This is a genomic window from Comamonas brasiliensis (assembly GCF_018292285.1).
Taxonomy (GTDB): domain Bacteria; phylum Pseudomonadota; class Gammaproteobacteria; order Burkholderiales; family Burkholderiaceae_C; genus Comamonas; species Comamonas brasiliensis.
Genome location: NZ_JAANES010000001.1, coordinates 1281359 through 1301865 on the forward strand (window position 1 = coordinate 1281359; position 20507 = coordinate 1301865).

Here is a 20507-nt window from a genome sequence, read left to right on the forward strand (position 1 = left end):
GACAGAACGGGCATGTGACTGTCTAAGGAGAGTCCAAGACAGATGGGCTTTTTCCACCTACTTAAGGGGCATTCCAACTGCAACGGTCGACGAGCAGTCTTCTGTCTTCGGCTGTGGTCGGCCTGCAGTAATCCTTCTGTTTTTTCCGCAGCTGACAGCTACACCTAGCGTTTTACCGGAAGGGAAAGCACCGACCCCAATGCTGATTTTTCTCTTGAATTGCTTATAAAAAATAAACAAAATTCACCGGCAATTGATTATAAAAAATATCCAACTAGAGGCCAAAGGGCTGAGCCTTAAGCAGGCTTGTCCTGATAGCGAGGTTCTTGCAGCTGCGCAGTGGGATACCTATGGCTGGTTCTAGTCCAACTGTTCATGTGTATCCGACGCGCTAACGAAGGGGAGGGCGGCAGCAAAAACTGAAAAAACAGAGACTTTTGGAAATTCAAATATTCAAACAAGGGAGACAAAGTTGATTAAAAAAATAGCTAGTGCCATTGTGTTGATGAGCCTGGGAGGGCTCGCGCACGCTCAATCATCTGTCCAGATATACGGGATCATGGACACAGCCGTCGAAACCATGAACAACGTGGGAGCGAATAGGTCCAACCTCACACGCATGCCTAATCTCACCGGAAGCGTTCCCTCCCGCCTGGGCTTTCGCGGCCGCGAGGATCTGGGGGGCGGCTTGAGCGCATCCTTCACGCTGGAGATGGGTGTCGGTACTGACAGCGGCGCACTCAATCAGGGCGGACGCGGCTTTGGGCGCCAATCGTTCGTCAGCCTTAACGGGCCCTGGGGCTCGCTGGGATTGGGCCGCCAGTACACCATGCTGTTCTGGTCCGTGCTTGATGCCGATGTAATCGGGCCTAGCCTTCACAGTATGGGAAACCTGGATAGCTATTTTCCCAATGCGCGTGCTGACAATGCGATCTCCTACAAAGGCACGTTTTCCGGCCTGACCGTTGGCGCGACCTATAGCTTTGGGCGCGATGCCGTCAATGCAGGCCCCAGCCCGGGCGGCACCAACTGCGCAGGTGAAAGCAGCACAGACTCCAAGACCTGCCGCGAGTGGTCAGCCATGCTCAAGTACGACACAGCGGCATGGGGGGCAGCATTCGCCCATGACGAACTGCGCGGCGGCCCCGGTGCTTTCGCTGGGTTGACGAGCAGCGACAAGGTTGACAAACGCACCATGCTCAATGGCTACGTGAAACTTGGCGGCGCCAAGATCGGTGCAGGCTATATGCGTCGCAAAAACGACGGATATGTCGCCTCGCCACGCAATGACTTGTGGTTTGTCGGAGTGACCTACCCCATGGGTCCATGGACGGTAGACGCTCAGTACAACCAGCTCAAGTACAAGGACAACGCGGACAAGGGACAACTGATGGTGCTGCGTGGCACTTACAACCTGTCTAAGCGCACTGCAGTTTATGCCTCGCTGGGCTATATGAAGAACAGCGGCAACGCAGCTTTTGGGGCCAGTGGCGCTCAGGCTGGAGGAACACCTATGCCTGGCGTCAACCAGACGGGCTTTGGAGCAGGCGTGCGACATACATTCTGAAATCAGCGCACCAATAGAGCGGGTGAGGGCTGCGTGCGGGCTCCACTCGCTTTTCTACGATTGAGAGCTAGGTCGTAATGCTGCTGAGAACGACAGCAACTGCTCGGACGGCGACAGTCACAATTCACACCTGAGAGGGTAGTGCATGCCCAACCTAAGATAGATGAGCCATCGGATTCGTTTTTTGGGAGACTTCACAACATGAAGGTTGTGCAACTCATTGTGTTAGTGATTGTCGTGGGCGCGCTTTTTCTTGCAGTGAACGGATTATTTTCTGCCTGGACTTTGCTTGAGCTGGCCTGGTCGACGATTCTCAGCTTTGTAAATCTCTTTTGATGTCGGCATGCGTGACTGACTCAGATCGGCTCTGACTCTACGTTGATCACTCAGTACCCAATGAGCAGATCCGCCGCGCATTCACCACCACAATTAAAGCGCTGTGACTGCACAGAACTGTGGCGACAGCTGCAACCCCTAAGCCCAGCCTTCACGCCTTCCGTCAAAGGTGGCGCACGCAAGCTCACCGTGAGCGATGAAGCAGCGCTCAATGGCATTCTGTTTGTGCTGCAAACAGGCATCCCATGGGAAGATTTGCCTCAGTCCTTGGGTTACGGCCAGCGGTATGACCTGCTGGCGGCGCCTGCGTGACTGGAATGCCAATGGCCTCTGGCAGCGTTTGCACCAAGCCATGCTGGTGCGTCTGCGCGAGCATGACCAGATTGATTGGAGCCGAGCCAGCATAGATGGCTCCTCGGTGCCAAGCCCCCGGGGGCCAGGAAACGGGCCCCAACCCGACGGACAGGGGCAAGCTTGGCAGCTAACGCCATCCCGTCACGGATGGCCAAGGCATCCCGATGATGTTCTGCGTCACCGGGGACAATCGTCACGACTCGGTGGTGTTCGACGAGTTGGTTGATGCCCTATCTAGGCTGACTTTCGGAGCGCATCACGTTGCTCGCTTGACTTGGCAAATGCGCGTCGCACCACTGCCGCGCCCGCACCGCTGCCGCTGTCGGGGGCCGTCGCTTGCGCGGTGTACACTGGCTTCGAGGGTGCGCATTGCAGCGCATCAAAGGTTGCTTGGAGCTCCTTTTTCAACGTCCTGAGCTGCGCCATGTGTGCGTCGATCTGCGCCATCTTTGCTTCGAGTTGCTGCTCGATCTCTCCGCGACCAAACGCGCCCTGCGCCATCTGCGGCAAGATGACTTTTATTTCTGCCAATGAGAATCCCAGCGCTTGCGCGCCCCGTACAAACCGCACCAGACCAACGTGGGGTTCGCCGTAAGAACGATAGCCGTTGGGCTGGCGTGGCGGCGCACTGATGAGCCCTTGTTTCTCGTAGTAGCGAACGGTGTCGGTGGAAACACCGGCCGCCTTGGCGACTTGGCTGACATTCATGGTGGTGTGTGCGGAAGGCATGACGACAAAGCCTTGACATTGGAGCATAGACCAAACTATACGCTTGGCTCCTTTTCGCTCAGGACACGAAAATGTTTCGCCACTGTACATGCCTCTGCACACTCCTTCTGTCGGCTTTGGTGACCCACGCGTCGCTTGCCCAAACAACGGACCCGAAGCCTGACGCGGCTCCCGATGTGGGCTTTGCGATCGTCAAGACGTCGCAGGTCGCGGTTCCACAGGCGCTGCTGGTGCCGGGCGGCAGCATCACCAAGCAGGTGAAATCCAATTTCTCGGCTTTCCTTGTCAAACACCACAACGACTACCTGCTGTTTGACACCGGCATGGGGAGCCAGATCGACAGTCAATACCAGCAAGGCATGCCGATCTGGTGGCGGCTGTTCTTCAAGTACGACAAGCCGGTTGTCACAGCGCGAACGCAACTGGACAACGCGGGTATCCCTCCTTTGCAACGGGTGATCCTGAGCCATAGCCACTGGGACCACGCGGGCGGTGCACAAGACTTCCCCGAGGCGCGGGTTGGCGTTGCCGCTGCGGAGCTTGAGCTGGTGCGCTCCCCCAGTACGGGCCCCGGAGGAACATGGCAGTCGCAAACCAGTGCGGCAACCATTCAATGGGAGCCTTTGGTGTTTCAGCCGATACCGTTCAAGGGCTATCCTGAAAGTCTCGATGTCTTCAAGGATGGGAAGGTGGTACTGGTGCCGATGCCTAGCCACACCCCCGGGTCTGTGGGACTCTTTGTCACGGTAGATTCAGGCAAGCAGTATTTCTTCATTGGAGATGTGGCCTGGACAGTGGCGGCGTTGCAGCAAGGTAAGCCCAAGTTCTGGGTCGCGGGCAAACTGGTGGACAGCAACCCGCAGCAAACGCAGAGCAGTATTGAAAAGGTGCGTGCGCTGATGCAATCTGAACCCGACTTGGTCGTGGTTCCGGCACACGACAGCACGGTGCAAGACTCATTGGGCTACTTCCCGGCGTGGGTGCGATGAGCTGATCCTTTTTGTACTGGATGGCTTAGAGCGGCTAACACCACCGATCCACGAAGCGTGCACAGATAATCGCCGCGGCCAGTTTCAGCAACGCTTCGTGGATGTCCAGTCGCCTTTCAAAGCGAATGCGCAGCTTGCCAAAGCCAGCAAACCATCCGTGTGTTCTTTCCACGACCCAGCGATGTTTGCCCAGCTTTTCGCTGCTCTCGACTCCTCGCCTGGCAATCCTGCTGGCGATACCGCGCTGCCTCAAGTAAGCACGGCAGCGTTTGTAGTCGAAGCCTTTGTCCGCATGCAGCTTCGCCGGTCGTTTGCGTGCCCGCACCAGCAGGCCAGCAACGGGTGGAATCGCATCCATGCACTTCTCAAACATCATGGAGTCGTGCCTGTTGGCGCCGCTGACCAGGATCACAAGCGGGATGCCTCTGCATCTACAACGAGGTGCCGTTTGGAGCCGAGCTTGCCTCTATCGGTGGGGTTGGGGCCCGTTTTCTGCCCCCCCGGGGGCTTGGTACCGAGGAGCCATCTATGCTGGCTCGGCTCCAATCAATCTGGTCATGTTCGCGCAGTCGCACCAGCATCGCCAGATGCAATTTCTGCCAGACGCCGTTGGCATTCCAATCACGTAAGCGCCGTAGCCCAGGGCCTTGGGGGATATCTTCCCATGGGATGCCTGTTTGCAGCACAAACTGAATGCCGTTGAGAGCTGCTTCATCGCTCACGGTGAGCTTACGTGCGCCACCTTTGACGGAAGGTGTGAAGGCGGGGATCAGGGGCTGCAGCTGTCGCCACGGCAACGGGTTGTCTTGCCATGAGGGCATGAAGCATAAATGCTTCATGCCGGTCTCAAAGGGAAGTAGTGTTAGCGGCTCTAAGAAGGCACCCGTGGGAGAACATCGTTTCCGCCGCAGCTCTTGAAAGTGGAACCACTTCCATTTGACGAATCTTGGCCAGCTCGGCGGCAACCTCTATCTCAGCGGCCCCCAAGCCCCAATAGACCGTGGCCGAGACTCGTTGGAGTCTCTTAATCCTGCTCTGGTTAGGTGGCCCCGTCCTAGGGCATGCAATATGAGTTGTCAACGTTGCTCTCTTTAGCACTCTACGCAATTACGCCCAGCAGCCTTTGCTCGATAGAGAGCACTGTCCGCCGCCTTGATGAGCTCCACTGTCTTATACGGTCTTTGCGCGCCATGCAGGCTAGCCACGCCGATGCTACACGTGACGCAGCCGAAGGGGCTGGCCTGATGGTCAATGCCCAGCCCTTGGATTCGTTGCACCAGCAATTGAGCCATGTGCATGGCTCCTGTCAAAGAGGTGTTAGGCAAGATGATGCCCATTTCCTCTCCGCCGTAGCGCGCAGCCAGGTCTCCAGGGCGTTTGGTGATGAGCTTCAATTCTCGGGACACCTGCTTCAGGCAATCGTCACCTGCGACATGTCCATAGCTGTCGTTGAAACCCTTGAAATGGTCCAAATCCAAGAGCAAAAGTGATAGCGGTGTTCCCTCCCGGGCAGAACGCCTAGCTTCTAACTCCAGCGTATCGTCAAAGTGCCGCCGGTTCGCCAGCCCTGTTAGAGAGTCCTGGGCAGCGAGCAGTCCCAACTGTCTATTGGCTTCCAGCAGCTTTTCACGCGCAGCTACCAGGGCTGCTTCAGTGTGCACGCGAACTCGGATGGTCTGGATCAGTCTCCAGCCGATCAATGCTATCGCTGCCAGCAAGCCGAGTACCACCCCTGCTGTCAGCTGTGCTTGGCGATGCCATGCGTTGAGTGCCTCCTGCTTTCCCTGGGCCACTGTGGTAAAGAGGGGGTAGCGTTCGCTGCTCCTAAATGCATAGAGCCTTTCGGTGCCATCTATTCCTGAGCGGAAAGAGGCTGTGCCGGACTTCAGGCCGGAGAAGTATCGCAAAAAGTTGGGCGAACGCGAAAAATCCTGGCCCAGGTTTTTTTCATCAAACGGATAACGCACTAGCAACTGTCCATTTGCAGTGGCTAGCGAGATGACCCCTTGCTTGCCAATGTCAATCGTGCCGAACACCCCCAGAAAGTTCTCTATGCTCAAGGTCACCACGATGACCCCTCCAAATTGTCCTTGTTTGTTCTCGAAGCGTCGGCTGACGGTTAACACCCATTCACCAGTGGAGCGGCTACGAATGGGAGGGCCGATAGCAACGTCGTGCGAAGGACTGTCGCGATGGAATTGGAAAAAACTGCGGTCAGCACTGCTGGTCTCTGCAGCAAAAGTCCCCTTGCTAGACATTAGCCAATGTCCACGTGCATCAACCACACGTAGTTCGTTAAGCTGATTAAGCAATTGCTCTTGCCGATTACCAAGCTTTTGCATCCGTTGCAAAAGCGCAGGAGTAACTCCTTCTTCCTCAAGGCGCTCAGCCATACCAAGCAGAAGCATGGAACTCTGAATAAGCACGCCTTCTGCATACGTATTCAATGTCTGCGCCAGATTGCGGTTGTGAATGTCGATTTCGTCCAGAGTGCGCAGGCGAGCTGACCAGATCTGCCAACCTGTAGCAACTAGAACCGAGACAAAAACCACCACCAGTAGACACGTGGCGAGATGAGCGTCGCGCATCGTCGGTGCATAGCTCTTCATTCCAGAGCCCTGCATACTCCCTCCGTTCTGGCTCAACCCTAAAGACATGCCCAAACCCCTTATCTCAGCCAGTCGTCAACGGCACTCTTGCCGTGCCAGTTGGTGCCCCCGACTGCTCTGTATTGGAGAGGGCCGGGAAGAATTTTCCTCCATCTCCGGAAAGACCAACATGCAGTACATCAAGCCCAACTCCTTCGGACAGGATTCTTGGGGCCTTCCCGTGTGGGATTTTGGCGAACAGTGTGTCAAGCCAGCATTGGCTTGGGTTGTGCGAAAGACTGCACGGCCTCAGCAGCACTTTTCATCACTTGCAAATCCAACTGTTTGAGTGCTGCAAGACATAGCAATAAGTCCAGAGACCGGTCTGGGCCATGTCTAACATCATTAAGATACATGCTTTTGCGCGTATCGAAACGATGTTAGAGACTCATTGCAGACGTCTGCAAACGCTCATCTGTGGCCTGACCTAAACCGAGCTTTTTGCTCCGTACGACAGTCTTTACCTTCATATTGTGTTTAGGGTGTTGTACCTCATCAGCAGGCGCCATCCCTGGCTAGGAAATAGGAGTTGACGAACATGGAGGTGCGCTGCAATGACTGACGAATATCCGGTTTGGCTATTCCATGCCTGTTGGCAAATTGCTCGACTGCCGCCGTATCAAAGCGAGTGGTCTGGATAAAGTCCAAGGCTTCCGCGCTTGTACTCAAGAACCGTGCGACGGGCGGAATACTCAGCATCAGCTTCAGCCATCGCAGGGAAATGTGATGCCTGGGAGGCTTCAGGCCCATGGGGTGTGCCACCTGTCCCAGGAGCTCCCGCAGGTTGGGACTTTGGTCATCAAGCGCCAGCAGTTCCTTGCCCGCCATCGCAGGATCGAAAGCACAAGCTGCCACCAACTCAACCAGGTAATCCACGGTGACCAGTGGCAGCCAATGCTCGGCAGTACCGGGCACTGCAGCCAGCTCTCCCTGCGCAAGATTGCGTATCAGCGCCACCAGCGGCTGACCGTCAAGGATATGCCCCGTGCGGCTGTGGCCACAAACCGTCGCGGGGTGGACAATGGTAACTTCCCCGCCCTTGGCGGACATGACCTGCAAAGTCGCAAAGTGCGCCTCGTAAGCACCGACGTGCCGGTAGACGGCAGGCCAATCGGTCAGCTCCGGGTGACGAGGATCAATTCCGATGCGCAGCAGATGTTCATGATTTTTCAGCATGTAGCCGCCGATCATCACCAAGCGGCTCTTTTGCCCAGCCGCCAGCAGCGCCACGCGCTTTGCCCCTTCTACATTGACCGCACGAGAATGCTCCAATGAAAGCCCCCAGGCGAAATGGGCACCCAGGTGGAATACGACTCTGGATTGCTTTAGCACTGCTTGGTCGGAAGGACTCAGCCCGAGGTTGTCGCGCTCCAGGTCGCCAGCAACGGCAAATACCCGGGTGGCAATCCCTCCCAGATTGTCGACTTGCTCTCGCAGTGCAGCCAGCCGCTCCGGGCGGCGCATCAACACCCGGACGGTGTGCCCCTTGGCGCTGAGGTTCGCCAGCAAATGTTGACCGATGAAGCCGGTCCCTCCCGTGACAAAGCACTCCACGCTCATTCTCCTGCTCCTTGGTTGGGTGAGAAATCAAATGTAGAGTATCGACCTAACTCTATAGTCAAGCGGTATTTTCATGAGAATCGGCGAACTTGAGACCCGCAGCGGCGCCAGCCGCCATACTTTGCGTTACTACGAGCATATTGGCCTGATTTCGCCGACGCGACGAACCAACAACTATCGCGTCTACACTGCGCAAACTCTGCAGGATCTGACCTTTATCCAGCGCGCGCAAAGCATGGGTTTTTCGCTGGGGGAAATAGGGCAGATTCTGGATGCGCAGCGGAACAAGACGATCGATTGTGCTGACGGCGCCAGGCTCATTGAAAAGAAGATGGCGGAGATCAAGCAGAAAATCGCCGACCTCAAAAGCATTTATCGCTATCTGGATGAAGAGCGTGCAAACCTCGAAGCCAGTGCTGCCAGGCAACTTGAGCTGCAGCAACTGGCCAAGGCTTCGAGCTGAAATGTCGGTATCCAGGAATGGAAGCGGCCGCAGGCTTGCGGTTTCAAGCCCTCACTTGAGTATTTTCTAGAACGTTGCAGCCAGGCCCGTCTGGTTCAATGCAGGGTTATGCATCCTCTCTATCTGAAACTTCTGCACAGCAGACATTGCCGGTGGCAGCTCGAACGACTGAAGTGGGTCGCAAGCTCCTGTTCGCGCGACGCGACAGCAGACATCGAGCCACATATCTGCCCGCCACTTGATGGTCCCAGTCCGCAGCACACCTGAAACCCGTCATCGAACAGTCCCCCACATCGATGCTCGGATGACCGGTATGGGACGGTGACCGTTAGAAGCGTTGCGATTACAAGCAACGGCATTCGCTGCAAAGCTGAATCACGACAGCTACGGCAGAGGCGAGTGGACGGCTAGTGGGTATTTCTACGAAGCCGCTATACAGAGTGGCTCAAATGCGCCGAAAAGAGACAGAGGGAAGAAGCCTGTCGGGGCGGTGCCGCTAGGCGATTTCTTGTCAGTCAGGATCAAGCTTTGCAGTGTGTTGGCGTTGTAGCCTCTCATTCAAGAGGCAACAACAATAGGAGATATTTTGAATCTCAATAACATCAAAATCAGATCACGTTTGGCGCTTGCATTTGGCTTAGTGCTCCTCATCACCGTTGTGATTGCTGGCTTAGGTGTTTGGCGCTTGCAAGAGCTGGAGAAGGTGACACAGCAGCTCACTACGGTCGACAACGAACGCCTTCGAGCCACCATGGAATGGCGGCAAGCCATAGAGAGCAACTGGATCCGGACACGAGCTGCTGCCCTGGACAGCAGTACTGATCGCCTCACAGCCTGGCAGGCTGAAATAGAAAAAACCTCCGCAACTGCCACTACTGCGCGCAAGACCGTCGAAGACCTAATCCGAACCGATGCGGGTCGGCAACTGGTCATAAACATTGACAAAGCGCGAGAGGCCTACCGAGGTCCGCGCACCGAGCTTCTCAAACGAAAGGCAGCGGGAGAAGATGTAGCAAGCCTTCTCGAGAATGAGATCGCCCCCCTGGCGAATGCCTATAACAAGACTCTGCTGGAGTTTGAGCGACGCCAGCAGATGCTTTATGAACAGACCCGTGATCACGCGTCTGTCAAGGCACAGCAAGGTCGGATCATTGTTATCGCATGCACTGTGGTCGCATTGCTCATTGGTGCTGCTGCTGCCTTCCTATTGGGTCGGTCGGTTATCGCGCCAGTGCAACAGGCGGTGCATAGTGCGGAGCAGATTTCCAAGGGCAATCTGACCCAATCCATCATGGTCAATGGCCGTGACGAAATGGCGCTGCTGCTCAAAGCTTTGAGCAGCATGCAGGAGAACTTGGTGCGTGTGGTGGCCGGGGTTCGCGACAATGCAGAGAGTGTCGCCACGGCCAGTGCAGAAATCGCGCAGGGCAATAGCGATCTCTCCGCTCGGACCGAGAGCCAGGCCAGTGCGTTGGAGCAGACGGCAGCTTCCATGGAACAACTCAGCTCTACCGTGCGCCAAAATGCCGACAGCGCTAGCCAAGCCAATCAGCTGGCTCATAGAGCCTCTTCAGTCGCGACCCAAGGTGGAGAGGTCGTTGCCCAAGTCGTGGAAACCATGCGCGGCATCAATGACAGCTCGCGCAAGATTGCCGACATCATCAGCGTGATCGATAGCATTGCTTTTCAAACCAACATCCTGGCCTTGAATGCCGCGGTGGAAGCAGCCCGTGCAGGCGAGCAAGGCAGAGGCTTTGCTGTGGTTGCCAGTGAAGTTCGATCACTGGCAGGACGCTCCGCTGAAGCGGCGAAGGAGATCAAGACCCTCATCACCGCCAGCGTGGAACGCGTCGAACAGGGCACGCAGTTGGTAGACAAAGCAGGAGAGACCATGGAGGAAGTGGTCTCTGCCATCCGCCGTGTGACGGATATTGTGGGCGAGATCAGTGCCGCGAGTAACGAGCAAGCAAGTGGGGTTGCTCAGGTTGGTGAGGCGGTGACCCAGATGGACCAGGCGACGCAGCAGAATGCAGCTTTGGTCGAACAAAGCGCTGCGGCGGCTGCAAGCCTGAAAACACAAGCTACTCAACTTGTGGATGCCGTTGCTGTATTTCAGTTGGCACATGGCTCCGCGCTGCGCCCCGTGCAACCCCCACCGCGTAACAAGCCCGCTCAAGCTCATGATGTGCTGAAGGCACCAGCGATGGCGGGCACCACGGCAGCCATCAAACACAGAACCGAAAAAAGCGACGATTGGGAAAGCTTTTAGCGATCGTGTGTAGTGCTCCGGATATTTCCCGTATCCGGACATAGCTTTGTTCCGCCACCTTCACAGAGTTTAGATGCTCACATCCATGCTGTTATCGGTAGGCAAGACACCGAGGGCCCGATCATCGACTCGGACAGAGATAAAGCGAGCCAATCTGATTGCAGGCTTGGCGCTCGTCTTAGGGCTTGCCATTGGAGCCGCCATCATTACTTCGCTGGACTGGGTTCGCTCATCCGAACAACGACAAAAGCTCACCGAGACAGCAGCCGCACATAGCGCCCTAGTGCAGCAACTGGTGAATAGAACGTTGTCGATCAACTATGCCATGGCCGTCGTGCTTCGACAGAACCCAACTGACTTTGCTGGTCTTGAGCGGTTGGCGAACGAACTGCTTCCCCTTTATTCCGGAGTAGACAACGTGCAACTCGCTCCAGATGGAGTGGTTCGCAATGTATTTCCAGCCATCGCCCATCAGGGGCCAGTCGGCCATGATCTGCTCACTGACCCGCATAGTCGAGACGAAGCTGAGCTAACCATCGCAGCTCAAAGTTTGCATATTGCTGTGCCAACAGAGTTGCGGCAAGGTCGGCCAGGATTCGTTGGACGCTATCCAGTGTTCTTGTCGAGCTCTCAACGTCATCAAAGCTTCTGGGGATTTGTCAGCGCGGTGGTACTCCTGGATACAGTGAGAAATTTCGGCCAATTCGACCTTCTGGAGCAGCAAAAGCTTGCTTATCGTCTTTGGCGCGCTCATCCGATTACAGGTGAGCCTCAAACGCTGCTTAGTAGTTCAGCACCTGCAACAAAGGTCATGGCTAGCGCCTCCATTGTTGTACCTCAAGGACGCTGGCAACTGACCGTTTCACCTATTGAGTCCAACTCTCTTGTCAACTCCACGCGCTTAGCCTGGTGGCTGATCGTGGTGTTGATCGCGGCAAGCGCTGCTGCCTTAACGCGATCGATATTGATGCGCCCGGTTGAACTCGCGCAGATGGTTCGACGACGTACAAGAGCTCTCAAAGCGGCCAACCGAAGCCTTGAGAGGCAAGCCACTCATGACAGCCTCACAGGCCTGGGTAACCGGGTATTGCTCGAGCACGACCTGAATAAGGCTATTGAACATGTGCGACGTACTAGCGGTCAGTTTGCTGTGCTGCTAATGGACCTGGACGACTTCAAGAGTATCAACGACAGCCTTGGTCATCGGGCGGGTGACGGTATGCTGCAAGAGGTTGCACAGCGTCTGAAGCGCTGCATTCGGGCTACGGATGCGATCTATAGGCTTGGGGGTGATGAATTCGTCATCGTTTTGAATCAACTCGGCGACGTTCAAGTCGCCGGTGCCATCGCAAGAGAAATACTGGTCGAAGTAGCCCAACCCCACCTCATTCAGGGTCAGGAAGTCCAACTCACGACAAGCCTTGGTATCGTCATATATCCGCAAGATGCCGAAGATGCGAAAAGCCTTCTAAGCTTGGCAGACGTTTCGATGTATCGTGCAAAAAAGAGTGGACGCAACCAGATCGCATTCTTCTCTCCCTCACTGGATCATGCAGCTCAGACACGACTGCAACTGATGGACGAATTGCGAGAGGCCATCAAAACAGAAGCTTTCGAACTTCACTACCAGGTCCAAGTCGATATCGCCAGCGGTCAGGCAGTGGGAGCGGAAGCCTTGCTTCGCTGGAGACATCCGACTCGAGGCCTGGTTCCTCCCGCAGAGTTCATCCCGTTGGCAGAGGAAACCGGACTCATCGTACCTATTGGCGAATGGGCATTGCGAGCGGCTTGTATGGAAGCTATGTCATGGAGTCGAAGCCTTGGCATTCAACTAACCATCGGAGTTAATCTTTCCCCCAAGCAGTTTCAGGATGCCAAATTGCTAGAGAAGGTCGGCATGGCCTTGGCTAATTCAGGTTTGCCTGCTAATCAGCTAGAGATTGAAATCACCGAAGGCATGGTGATGCGCAAGCCCGATGAGGCCGCAGCCACCATGCGAGCCTTGCGCCAGTTAGGTGTGTACCTGAGCGTCGATGATTTCGGTACCGGCTACTCAAGCCTGGGTTATCTGTCACGCTTTCCAATTCAAGGCCTCAAGATTGATCGCAGTTTTGTGCGGAACGTACCGGACTCTGAGACGGATGCAACCATTGCACGCGCGATTGTTTCCTTGGGCAAGAGCCTGGGGCTAACGGTTGTAGCAGAAGGCGTGGAAACCCAGGCCCAACTTGATTTCATGCGACAGCAGGGCTGCCACATTGCCCAGGGATACTTGCTGGGGCGCCCACTGGCGGCAATTCAATTCATTGAGCAATTGACCCAGCAGGAAGCTGGGTTCAGAGACGCTTGCAATCAGGCGAATGGGAGAATCTGACCAGTTGAGTGCAGCCCGCCGTTAGCTCCGAAACGCTCTCGCGACGAGAAGTGAAAAGAGCGCTGCCATAGGGGGCCGGTCGGCGTTAGGATGGAGTCCACAGTCGAGCAGAAGGTGACCATGGAGTGTGAACTAACCGACGCTGTGCCGTTGGTGCGTGCGGCGGACAAGGTGATCCACGCCGGCCGATAGGTAGCCACAACCGCGGGGCGCATCATTGGCCCAGATGGGATGTTGTATGCCCACGCGACCACAACCCGCTTGATCTTCAATCAGCCAATAATTAGCGATCCAGATGCTGTCAAGATAACTTTTGCCGAGTCCTCAGCAGGCTGACTCCCAATGCTATGAAGGTGCCCCCTATGATTCGGTTGAAAAGCTTTGTGCGTGATACCAGGTGGCTCTTGATCAGTGAAATGAAGATCACATAGCAAGCATGTGAGACTAGTGCGCAGACTGCAAATGTCGTAGTCAGCAGCAGGTATTGCGTGAAAAGGGAAGTGCCAGGGACTATGAATTGTGGAAACAGAGCGGAAAAGAACAGAATCGATTTAGGATTAGTTATCGACACTCCCAATCCTTGGGCCAACAACTGCGAGTTTCTGCGCTGACGAATTTTTGCGGGGACGGTGGCATCGCTAAGTATTCCGTCATTGCTACGCCAGCGCTTGATTCCAAGCCAGATCAGGTACATCGCGCCAGCCACCTTCATCAGCAGAAATGCATTCGATGACACGCTGAGAATGGTCCCCATACCGATCATCGCTAGACCCGAGACTATGAAAATTCCAACGGAGCTGCCCAGCGAGCTCCAGGCAGTGCGCCGCATCCCCACTTCCATAGAGTTCGAGATAGCTAGCAAAACGGCTGGACCTGGAGTAAAGCATATCAAGAGTGAAATGCCGCAGAAGAGAAGCCAGTGGGTCAATGCCATGGTGTTGTAACAGGATTTGCTTTTGAGGGGGCAATTATCAACGGCTGACAGCTAGCTTCATGCCATGATCGCCTGCTGAATGGCAATCTGTTGAAGTTATCGGTGCGATCAAACAGCGTTTGGAAAGTGGCTTGCTCAGCTATTTCCCGGCACAGCCAAGCGCGGCCGGCCTAATGCAAGACCTCGTCCCCCCATATTGCAGTTGCTAGGCCTTGTCTGCCTCAGATGGACGCGGGAGTCGCCGTCCTCCGTGCCAGCCTCAACCAAACCCGAGAGCAAAGCTATGAGTCGTTGGAGACCTTGCTTAAACGAGCCGACGCGGCATTCTATGCAGCCAAGGCGCCGGGGCACGGCTCCTCCAACCTCATTAGGCTGATTCATGAGACACGTCAGCACACCTCGGAGGTGCACTTTAAAGGTGCTGGCTTCGCATAGTCAAATGTCAACAATGTTCAAAAAAATCCATGAAGTAATCGCAAATGACAGCATTTGCAAAAAGGTGGCGAGAAATTCTATATTACAAAACGTAACGAGGCACTAAAATTTCGCTAGGTATCGGTCGCGTACCCCAGTTCGGCTCGCAAGCCGCCGGGGACTGCGCATCGGAAGACTGCATCCCGTTATCCACCATCGCGGTCGTGAAAACATCAGCAGTCAAGCATCTCAGGCCAACGAATCCATCGCGTTGCTGAAGCAGGCCAGCGAGGATAAGCGAATCTGGCCCAGCAGTCATACGCCCAAGCCTAGGAACTGCTGCACATCTCGTTGTATTGATAGCTGCGAAGGAAGCCGGACGCCTGCCAGAGCCTGTCGAAGGCCGGACGGAACAGCTCCGGTAAGTCAGCCGCAGCAGGCTAATCGTACACAAGGACGTCCGGGAGTTGCAGTGCAGTCGATGGGGGCAGCGGAGTGTCGTCCTCGTAATATCGACGAAGCTGCCGGCTGTTAGCCACTACGACCGCGCCTTCAGCGCCCAGCAGGGCAATACGCATTACCAGCGGGACAAATAAGTCCTTCGGCCGGTCTGCCCACGTACAGCTGACTTGACCTCTGTCGCGACCACTGCATCAATGCCATCGACCTTCGCGATGCCAGAGTCCCTGGAGCCAACCGAACTCAAGCATTGAACGCCAGCCTTGGGGCGTTTCGTTCAATGATGTGAAAGACCGCAACTCACTGCGTTTCACACATTGGCCACTGACACACGAACGACTGCAACGGGTCGATCGCGGGCCCTCGCCAACGACCGCTAACCGGCATGCAAACTTGCTGCCACACTTCGTCCAGATTGCCCAGTGTCGAGTGACCGCTCCCGTTGAGAGCAGACGCTGGCTAGTGATCTTGCTAGCTACCGCAATGGGTCGATAGCACCACTTCAGTACGCGCAAAAGCAGTCACTTGGTGCTCATCAGACTTCGGCAACAGCATCAAGGTGCAGGGCAGAATTTCTCTACAGCTTTGGCGCAAGGGCTGCATTGAGCAACAGCAGCCATGCGTGAACGACGGCAACTTGCCTGACGCCAGCACCGGTCGTTGAAGGTCGCCTGTCCTGAATGGCTGCCTCACAAGAGTCTTGTGGGCAGCAGCAAGTTTGACTTGCTACCACTCAATCCTGGCGGTCCGCCTCTTGTCGTCAGTGCATGTCTATGAGTGACGTGACTTATAACGCAGCTGCCAAGAGATCAATTGAAAGGTCTTAGGGAAATTTCCTCCCTCGCGAAGAAATTCTCATTACCTGAATCAAGGTACATTGACTTCCCACAAATTATTACGCTTTGTGGAATGTTTTCATGTTAAATAGCCTGCGTGCACGCCTGATCGGTATCTGTGTAGCCATCACCACACTCTCACTGCTTGCCTTGGCGCTCTCCACCTTTTTCTCGGTGCGTAGCAGTACCGAGCACTCGCTCGACGAGCGCATAAGCCAGCTCACGAAGCTGCATGCCAATGATCTGGCCGAGTGGGTGCGAGACAAGCAGCGCATCACCAGCTCGCTGCAGCAGGCAGTGGGTAAGCAGGAGCCCGTGCCCTTTCTATTGGCGGCCAAGCAGGCTGGCGATTTCGACGATACCTATTTCGTCTACGCCAGCGGTGCCCATGTGTTCTCCCACCCCATGCCAGCGAACTATGTCGGTACGGAGCGCCCCTGGTACAAGCAGGCCGTGCAGGCAGGCAAGCCCAGTGTGACACCTCCCTACATTGATGCCAGCACCGGCAAGCTGACGATCAGCTTCGTCGAGCCCGTGGGGCCGGCCGGACAGTACGCAGCCGTAGTTGGCACGGACATGCATCTGGATACCGTGACGCGCAAGGTGAACTCCATCCACGCCACGGGCAAGAGCTTTGCCTTCCTGCTGGACGGGCAGTCCAACATCCTGGCCTATGCCAAGGCGGAACTGGTCATGAAGCCCTCCACCGGCATCGCGCCGCAGCTTGATGGCGGGCTGCTGCAGAAACTTGCCCAGGACGGCGGCAGTGCCGAAGTGGACGTGAACGGCGCAACGCAGCTGGTCTACGCGTCCCGGGTGGAGGGCACGCCCTGGTTGCTGGGGGTGGCCGTGGACAAGACCGAGGCTACGGCCGCCGCACGCCAGTTGCTGCAGATGGAGATGCTGATCGCGGCGCTTTGTGTGGTGGTGGCCGTGGCGCTGCTGTCGGCCAGCGTGAACCGTCTACTGCGCCGTCTCTTAGTCGTGCGCGATGCATTGGAGGATATTGCCTCGGGTGAAGGCGATCTAACGCGGCGCCTGGATACCGCGGGCAAGGACGAACTGACCCAGATCGCCACGGCATTCAACCATTTCACTGACAAGATCGCTGCCGTGTTGCTGCGCATCCGCCAATCCTCGGAGTCAGTGCGGATTGCCACCAGCGAGATCGCCAGCGGCAACCAAGACCTGTCCTCGCGCACCGAGCAGCAGGCCAGCTCGCTCGAAGAGACCGCTGCGGCTATGGAGCAGCTCACTGCCACTGTTCAGCAGAACGCGGCCAGCGCGCGCCAAGCCAGCGAGCTGGCGAGCAATGCCTCCGAAGTGGCCACACAAGGCGGCGCCGTGGTAGGCCAGGTGGTGCAGACTATGGGCGGCATCGAGGCCTCGGCGCGCCGTATCGTGGACATCATCCAGGTCATCGACTCCATCGCCTTCCAGACCAACATCCTGGCGCTGAATGCGGCTGTGGAGGCCGCGCGCGCCGGCGAGCAGGGCCGCGGCTTTGCCGTGGTGGCGTCCGAGGTGCGCCAACTGGCGCAGCGTTCGGCCGAGGCCGCTAAGGAAATCAAGGCGTTGATCGATGATTCCGTGAGCCAAGTCAGCACGGGCAGTCGCCTAGTGAATGCGGCGGGCACCACCATGCGGCACGTGGTGGACAGTGTCAACCGCGTCACGGCTATCGTGGCCGAGATCAGCAATGCCAGCCAAGAGCAAAGCCGGGGCATTGCCGAGGTCGGCAGCGCCGTTACCCAGATGGACCAGAGCACGCAGCAGAACGCTGCGCTGGTGGAACAGGCCACAGCAGCGGCGCAGTCGTTGCAGCAGCAGGCGCACCAGTTAGCCGAAGTGGTGGCCGCCTTCAAGCTACAGGCCCACGATGCGAGCGAAGGCAGTGGTCTGTTGGCCGGATCTGCGGTTGGCTCGCATCGCTTGATGTCCCCCGGAACCCAACAGGCACAGACTAAAAACACGGTCGCTTCCCAAGGCCTCGAGAAGGATGAGGAGATCCTCTCTCAAATTTGAGTGCTGATACGGCCGTCATCCGGCCCACTCGTGCATTTCATGGAGTTTAGGCAGCGTCCTGGAGAATGCTTGATCGGCTGGAGCCGTGAGTCGTCGGTACGGCACAATCAGCAGCCTCGACCTTAAAGCTATCCCTGCCAAGATTAGCAACAAGGAAGCGATGCTCCCCAGGGGGCATCGTTTTTTTATGGCCTAGCCTATGACAGGGGTGACCTCGTCACGCTCATTAGCTTGACTGCTCCTTGTCCCGGCGACTTTGTCGCCGATGACTGCGCCGGTATTCCCTTCCAGGTAGAGAAACGCATTGGCGATGCCATCGTCATACCGGTCGTCTTGCGGTGTGAAACACGCAACATCATAGATGTCGAAGCGCTGGACATAGAAGATGGATCCGGCAGGAAGTTCCCAGCGGCCTTCGGCCTCTCCAAGCGCGTTGGCCTGCTAGAGGCTCAGCAGCGTGTCTGAAGCCTCTCACTCACGGCTGCCATGGCGGAACTCGAATGGCGATGGCGTGAGTTGCAAAAACACCGATACCAGGGGCCGCATCACCTGAGTCCCGAGGTTAAGCGACACCGATGTCGCGGCCAACATCAAGAGCGGTCCCCACAGACACCACGATGGAGGTGCGAAACGGGTTGGCCGCCTCCTGTAAGTGGCCCCTCCTTGTTCGACCATGTAAAAAGCCCCTGCGCCGCGAACGCAGGGGCTTTCTGCCGAGCGGACTCCGGCAAGAGCGCCCTCAAGGCGTGATCGTGGTGGTGGCCGCGGCAGGAGCCGTCGTGGTCTTGTTGCAGGCCTCGTCGCGGCTCTTTTCGTCGGGGAGGCCTATGGTGCCGGAGATCTCCACCGAGTTGTTGCTGCCATCCTTGGCCAGGAGGTTGTTGAAGGTGATCGTGCCCGTGGTCAGATTGACCTTGGCCCGGCTTAGATTGGAGCCGTCCTTCACGAAATCGTAGGTCGTGTCCTTGATCTTGATATGGTCGCCATTGAGCGGCGGCGTGCTGCTGCCGTTGGAGTAGGCATAGCGGATATCGCCGCTCATGGCCAGGGTACGGTCCCCGGTCAGCTTGGTGAAATTGTCGAAATTGAAGGCGCACTCATCGGGGCCGATCTTGCCGTCCCCCGTGTCCTCCACACCGCTCAGACCCACATTTCCGCTGCCGTACCAGCCGTTGAGGTTGGTGTCGCTAGCGTTCGAGATGCTCAGAATGCCCACATCCCCGCTGGGCTCGGTGTCATCGTCGTTGCCGCCGCCGCAGGCGGTCATCACCAATGCGGAGCTGATGGCCACCGCATAGAAGAACTTTTTTTTCAGTCCGAGAATGTTGTTCATATCTTCTCCAGGGTAAGAATGTTCAGGATGGATGGGCTGTCCGGCGACACTTCATCGATAGAGCTGTAGCCTCGCCCACGCCCGCTGCCGACAGAGGTCTGGTCGATGTCACCTCCGATATCCGCCAGCGCCGCCAAGCTGCGGCACCATGCAATCCATTCATGGGGCCGACCGGGTCGCACAGCGCTCCGGGCACGCGCACCACGCATCCATCCGATTGGAATGTCATCCGCGTGCGTCATGGCAAGGGCCTTTTTCTGGTGGGTATATGCATGTCCACGGCAATCCACGTGCCTGCGACGCGCACCTTGCCATCCACGCAGGCGCGCCTCCTGTGGAAATACTTTCGGCATCAATTGCCGGTGGACAGCACCGGCCTCAGCGCGGCAGACGGTGGACGGTCGTACTGCGGGGGCTGTGGGCGAAGGGGTTGCCGGTTTTGCAGGACATTCATCTGGGGGCCCGGAAGTTGGGCATTGCGTCAACCATGGCCATATGCAGGCACCCAGGTCGGAGCGCTATCCTCCGGGACGGCATGGCGTTCGATGGAGTGCTGGATCCCAATAGGCGGACCGGCAGCGTCGAGGCAGAACGGAAGTCGATAGGGGGGATGACTATTCGCAGCGCCGTGAGACGGGGAGGCTGATGTAGAACCCTGTTCAGATCGCATCGTCCCCGGCCAAGCCCGGCACTGCGTGCGGCTGAGCGCGGATGGGTTGAGGTTGCCGGACGCTTCGATGAAGGCCACTTTGAATGGCCTTCGTCATCTGATTTCAGCGCCCCTGGGTGGCCTTGCAGCAGCGCAGGAAGAGGGCGTCAACTGTTCAGATGGCGTTGTCGTCCGATGGAGCTCGCCGGTCTTCTGCATGGAGTTCGCTTATACCGTGAGCTCGCTCAATCGCCCGCGCGCAAGCGTAGGGAAACGAGCCTTCTTGAACCTCACCACCCAGAACTGCGCTCATCTGCGCGAGCGTGAGCGGGGTGTGACTGTGCGTTGGTGCGCTTTCAAGCACCTTGATGGCAGGTCCGAGCAGTCCTTCTGCAATGCTTTTGGCAGCAGCGGCATTCGGTACTGCGCCAGAGACCAGGTTTCTATAGAGGTGGCGTAGGTTGCACGGCATGATTCGCATCAGTCACGGTTTCTCCTTTCAGAAGCCGCTGATTCTTTCACGGCGGCATGAAATCGGCATGTGTTGTCATTCATACAGGCGCCAAGC

Annotated in this window: 12 protein-coding genes and 2 pseudogenes; 8 read left to right on the forward strand and 6 right to left on the reverse strand. The window is 56.8% G+C overall.

Features of this window, described 5'->3' with window-relative positions:
* Positions 1–472: 472 nt before the first annotated feature.
* From DJFAAGMI_RS05725 to DJFAAGMI_RS05730, 3 genes and pseudogenes are all read left to right on the forward strand, one after another.
* On the forward strand, positions 473–1567 hold the full coding sequence (locus DJFAAGMI_RS05725) for a porin (RefSeq protein ID WP_211456276.1): 1095 nt from the start codon (positions 473–475) through the stop codon (positions 1565–1567).
* 201 nt (positions 1568–1768) lie between these two features.
* A complete protein-coding gene (locus tag DJFAAGMI_RS25130) occupies positions 1769–1903 on the forward strand; it encodes a hypothetical protein (RefSeq protein WP_283245726.1) in 135 nt (44 codons plus the stop codon).
* Positions 1904–1963: 60 nt separating this feature from the next.
* Positions 1964–2490: pseudogene (locus DJFAAGMI_RS05730) on the forward strand (IS5 family transposase); the annotation flags it as partial.
* A gap of 1 nt (position 2491) precedes the next feature.
* Here DJFAAGMI_RS05730 and DJFAAGMI_RS05735 read toward each other — a convergent pair.
* Positions 2492–2986 (reverse strand): heavy metal-responsive transcriptional regulator, encoded by a 495-nt coding sequence (locus tag DJFAAGMI_RS05735; protein ID WP_211456277.1) that lies wholly within the window; start codon positions 2984–2986, stop codon positions 2492–2494.
* 71 nt (positions 2987–3057) lie between these two features.
* Here DJFAAGMI_RS05735 and DJFAAGMI_RS05740 point away from each other — a divergent pair, with 71 nt between their 5' ends.
* Positions 3058–3975 (forward strand): MBL fold metallo-hydrolase, encoded by a 918-nt coding sequence (locus DJFAAGMI_RS05740; protein ID WP_211456278.1) that lies wholly within the window; start codon positions 3058–3060, stop codon positions 3973–3975.
* A 34-nt stretch (positions 3976–4009) separates the two neighbouring features.
* On the opposite strand, the pseudogene DJFAAGMI_RS05745 reads toward DJFAAGMI_RS05740, so the two are convergent.
* The 3 genes and pseudogenes from DJFAAGMI_RS05745 to DJFAAGMI_RS05755 form a co-directional block, all read right to left on the reverse strand.
* Positions 4010–4803: pseudogene (locus tag DJFAAGMI_RS05745) on the reverse strand (IS5 family transposase).
* 263 nt (positions 4804–5066) lie between these two features.
* A complete protein-coding gene (locus tag DJFAAGMI_RS05750; protein ID WP_249333837.1) occupies positions 5067–6584 on the reverse strand; it encodes a sensor domain-containing diguanylate cyclase in 1518 nt (505 codons plus the stop codon).
* A 534-nt stretch (positions 6585–7118) separates the two neighbouring features.
* Entirely contained in the window at positions 7119–8183 is a 1065-nt protein-coding gene (locus tag DJFAAGMI_RS05755) for an SDR family oxidoreductase (protein ID WP_211456280.1), read from the reverse strand.
* A 73-nt stretch (positions 8184–8256) separates the two neighbouring features.
* Here DJFAAGMI_RS05755 and DJFAAGMI_RS05760 point away from each other — a divergent pair, with 73 nt between their 5' ends.
* The 3 genes from DJFAAGMI_RS05760 to DJFAAGMI_RS05770 all read left to right on the forward strand — a co-directional run bounded on the left by DJFAAGMI_RS05760 (position 8257) and on the right by DJFAAGMI_RS05770 (position 13289).
* The gene (locus DJFAAGMI_RS05760) at positions 8257–8646 is read left to right on the forward strand and encodes a MerR family transcriptional regulator (RefSeq protein WP_211456281.1); all 390 of its coding nucleotides are present in this window, start codon (positions 8257–8259) and stop codon (positions 8644–8646) included.
* Positions 8647–9232: 586 nt separating this feature from the next.
* Complete coding sequence (locus DJFAAGMI_RS05765) at positions 9233–10915, forward strand: methyl-accepting chemotaxis protein (protein ID WP_211456282.1); 1683 nt, start codon at positions 9233–9235, stop codon at positions 10913–10915.
* 73 nt (positions 10916–10988) lie between these two features.
* Entirely contained in the window at positions 10989–13289 is a 2301-nt protein-coding gene (locus DJFAAGMI_RS05770; RefSeq protein WP_211456283.1) for a putative bifunctional diguanylate cyclase/phosphodiesterase, read from the forward strand.
* Positions 13290–13590: 301 nt separating this feature from the next.
* On the opposite strand, the gene DJFAAGMI_RS05775 is transcribed toward DJFAAGMI_RS05770, so the two are convergent.
* Complete coding sequence (locus DJFAAGMI_RS05775; RefSeq protein WP_211456284.1) at positions 13591–14223, reverse strand: LysE family translocator; 633 nt, start codon at positions 14221–14223, stop codon at positions 13591–13593.
* Between the two features lie 1790 nt (positions 14224–16013).
* On the opposite strand from DJFAAGMI_RS05775, the gene DJFAAGMI_RS05780 reads away from it, so the two are divergent.
* Complete coding sequence (locus DJFAAGMI_RS05780; RefSeq protein WP_211456285.1) at positions 16014–17957, forward strand: methyl-accepting chemotaxis protein; 1944 nt, start codon at positions 16014–16016, stop codon at positions 17955–17957.
* A 739-nt stretch (positions 17958–18696) separates the two neighbouring features.
* Here DJFAAGMI_RS05780 and DJFAAGMI_RS05785 read toward each other — a convergent pair.
* On the reverse strand, positions 18697–19290 hold the full coding sequence (locus DJFAAGMI_RS05785; RefSeq protein WP_211456286.1) for a hypothetical protein: 594 nt from the start codon (positions 19288–19290) through the stop codon (positions 18697–18699).
* Between the last annotated feature and the right edge of the window lie 1217 nt (positions 19291–20507).

Excerpts from the sequence above, each read along its gene's own strand:
- DJFAAGMI_RS25130 (WP_283245726.1), top strand. The coding sequence starts at position 1,769 with ATGAAGGTTGTGCAACTCATTGTGTTAGTGATTGTCGTGGGCGCGCTT.
- DJFAAGMI_RS05735 (WP_211456277.1), bottom strand. The coding sequence starts at position 2,986 with ATGCCTTCCGCACACACCACCATGAATGTCAGCCAAGTCGCCAAGGCG.
- DJFAAGMI_RS05740 (WP_211456278.1), top strand. The coding sequence starts at position 3,058 with ATGTTTCGCCACTGTACATGCCTCTGCACACTCCTTCTGTCGGCTTTG.
- DJFAAGMI_RS05750 (WP_249333837.1), bottom strand. The coding sequence starts at position 6,584 with ATGAAGAGCTATGCACCGACGATGCGCGACGCTCATCTCGCCACGTGT.
- DJFAAGMI_RS05755 (WP_211456280.1), bottom strand. The coding sequence starts at position 8,183 with ATGAGCGTGGAGTGCTTTGTCACGGGAGGGACCGGCTTCATCGGTCAA.
- DJFAAGMI_RS05760 (WP_211456281.1), top strand. The coding sequence starts at position 8,257 with ATGAGAATCGGCGAACTTGAGACCCGCAGCGGCGCCAGCCGCCATACT.
- DJFAAGMI_RS05770 (WP_211456283.1), top strand. The coding sequence starts at position 10,989 with ATGCTCACATCCATGCTGTTATCGGTAGGCAAGACACCGAGGGCCCGA.
- DJFAAGMI_RS05775 (WP_211456284.1), bottom strand. The coding sequence starts at position 14,223 with ATGGCATTGACCCACTGGCTTCTCTTCTGCGGCATTTCACTCTTGATA.
- DJFAAGMI_RS05780 (WP_211456285.1), top strand. The coding sequence starts at position 16,014 with ATGTTAAATAGCCTGCGTGCACGCCTGATCGGTATCTGTGTAGCCATC.
- DJFAAGMI_RS05785 (WP_211456286.1), bottom strand. The coding sequence starts at position 19,290 with ATGAACAACATTCTCGGACTGAAAAAAAAGTTCTTCTATGCGGTGGCC.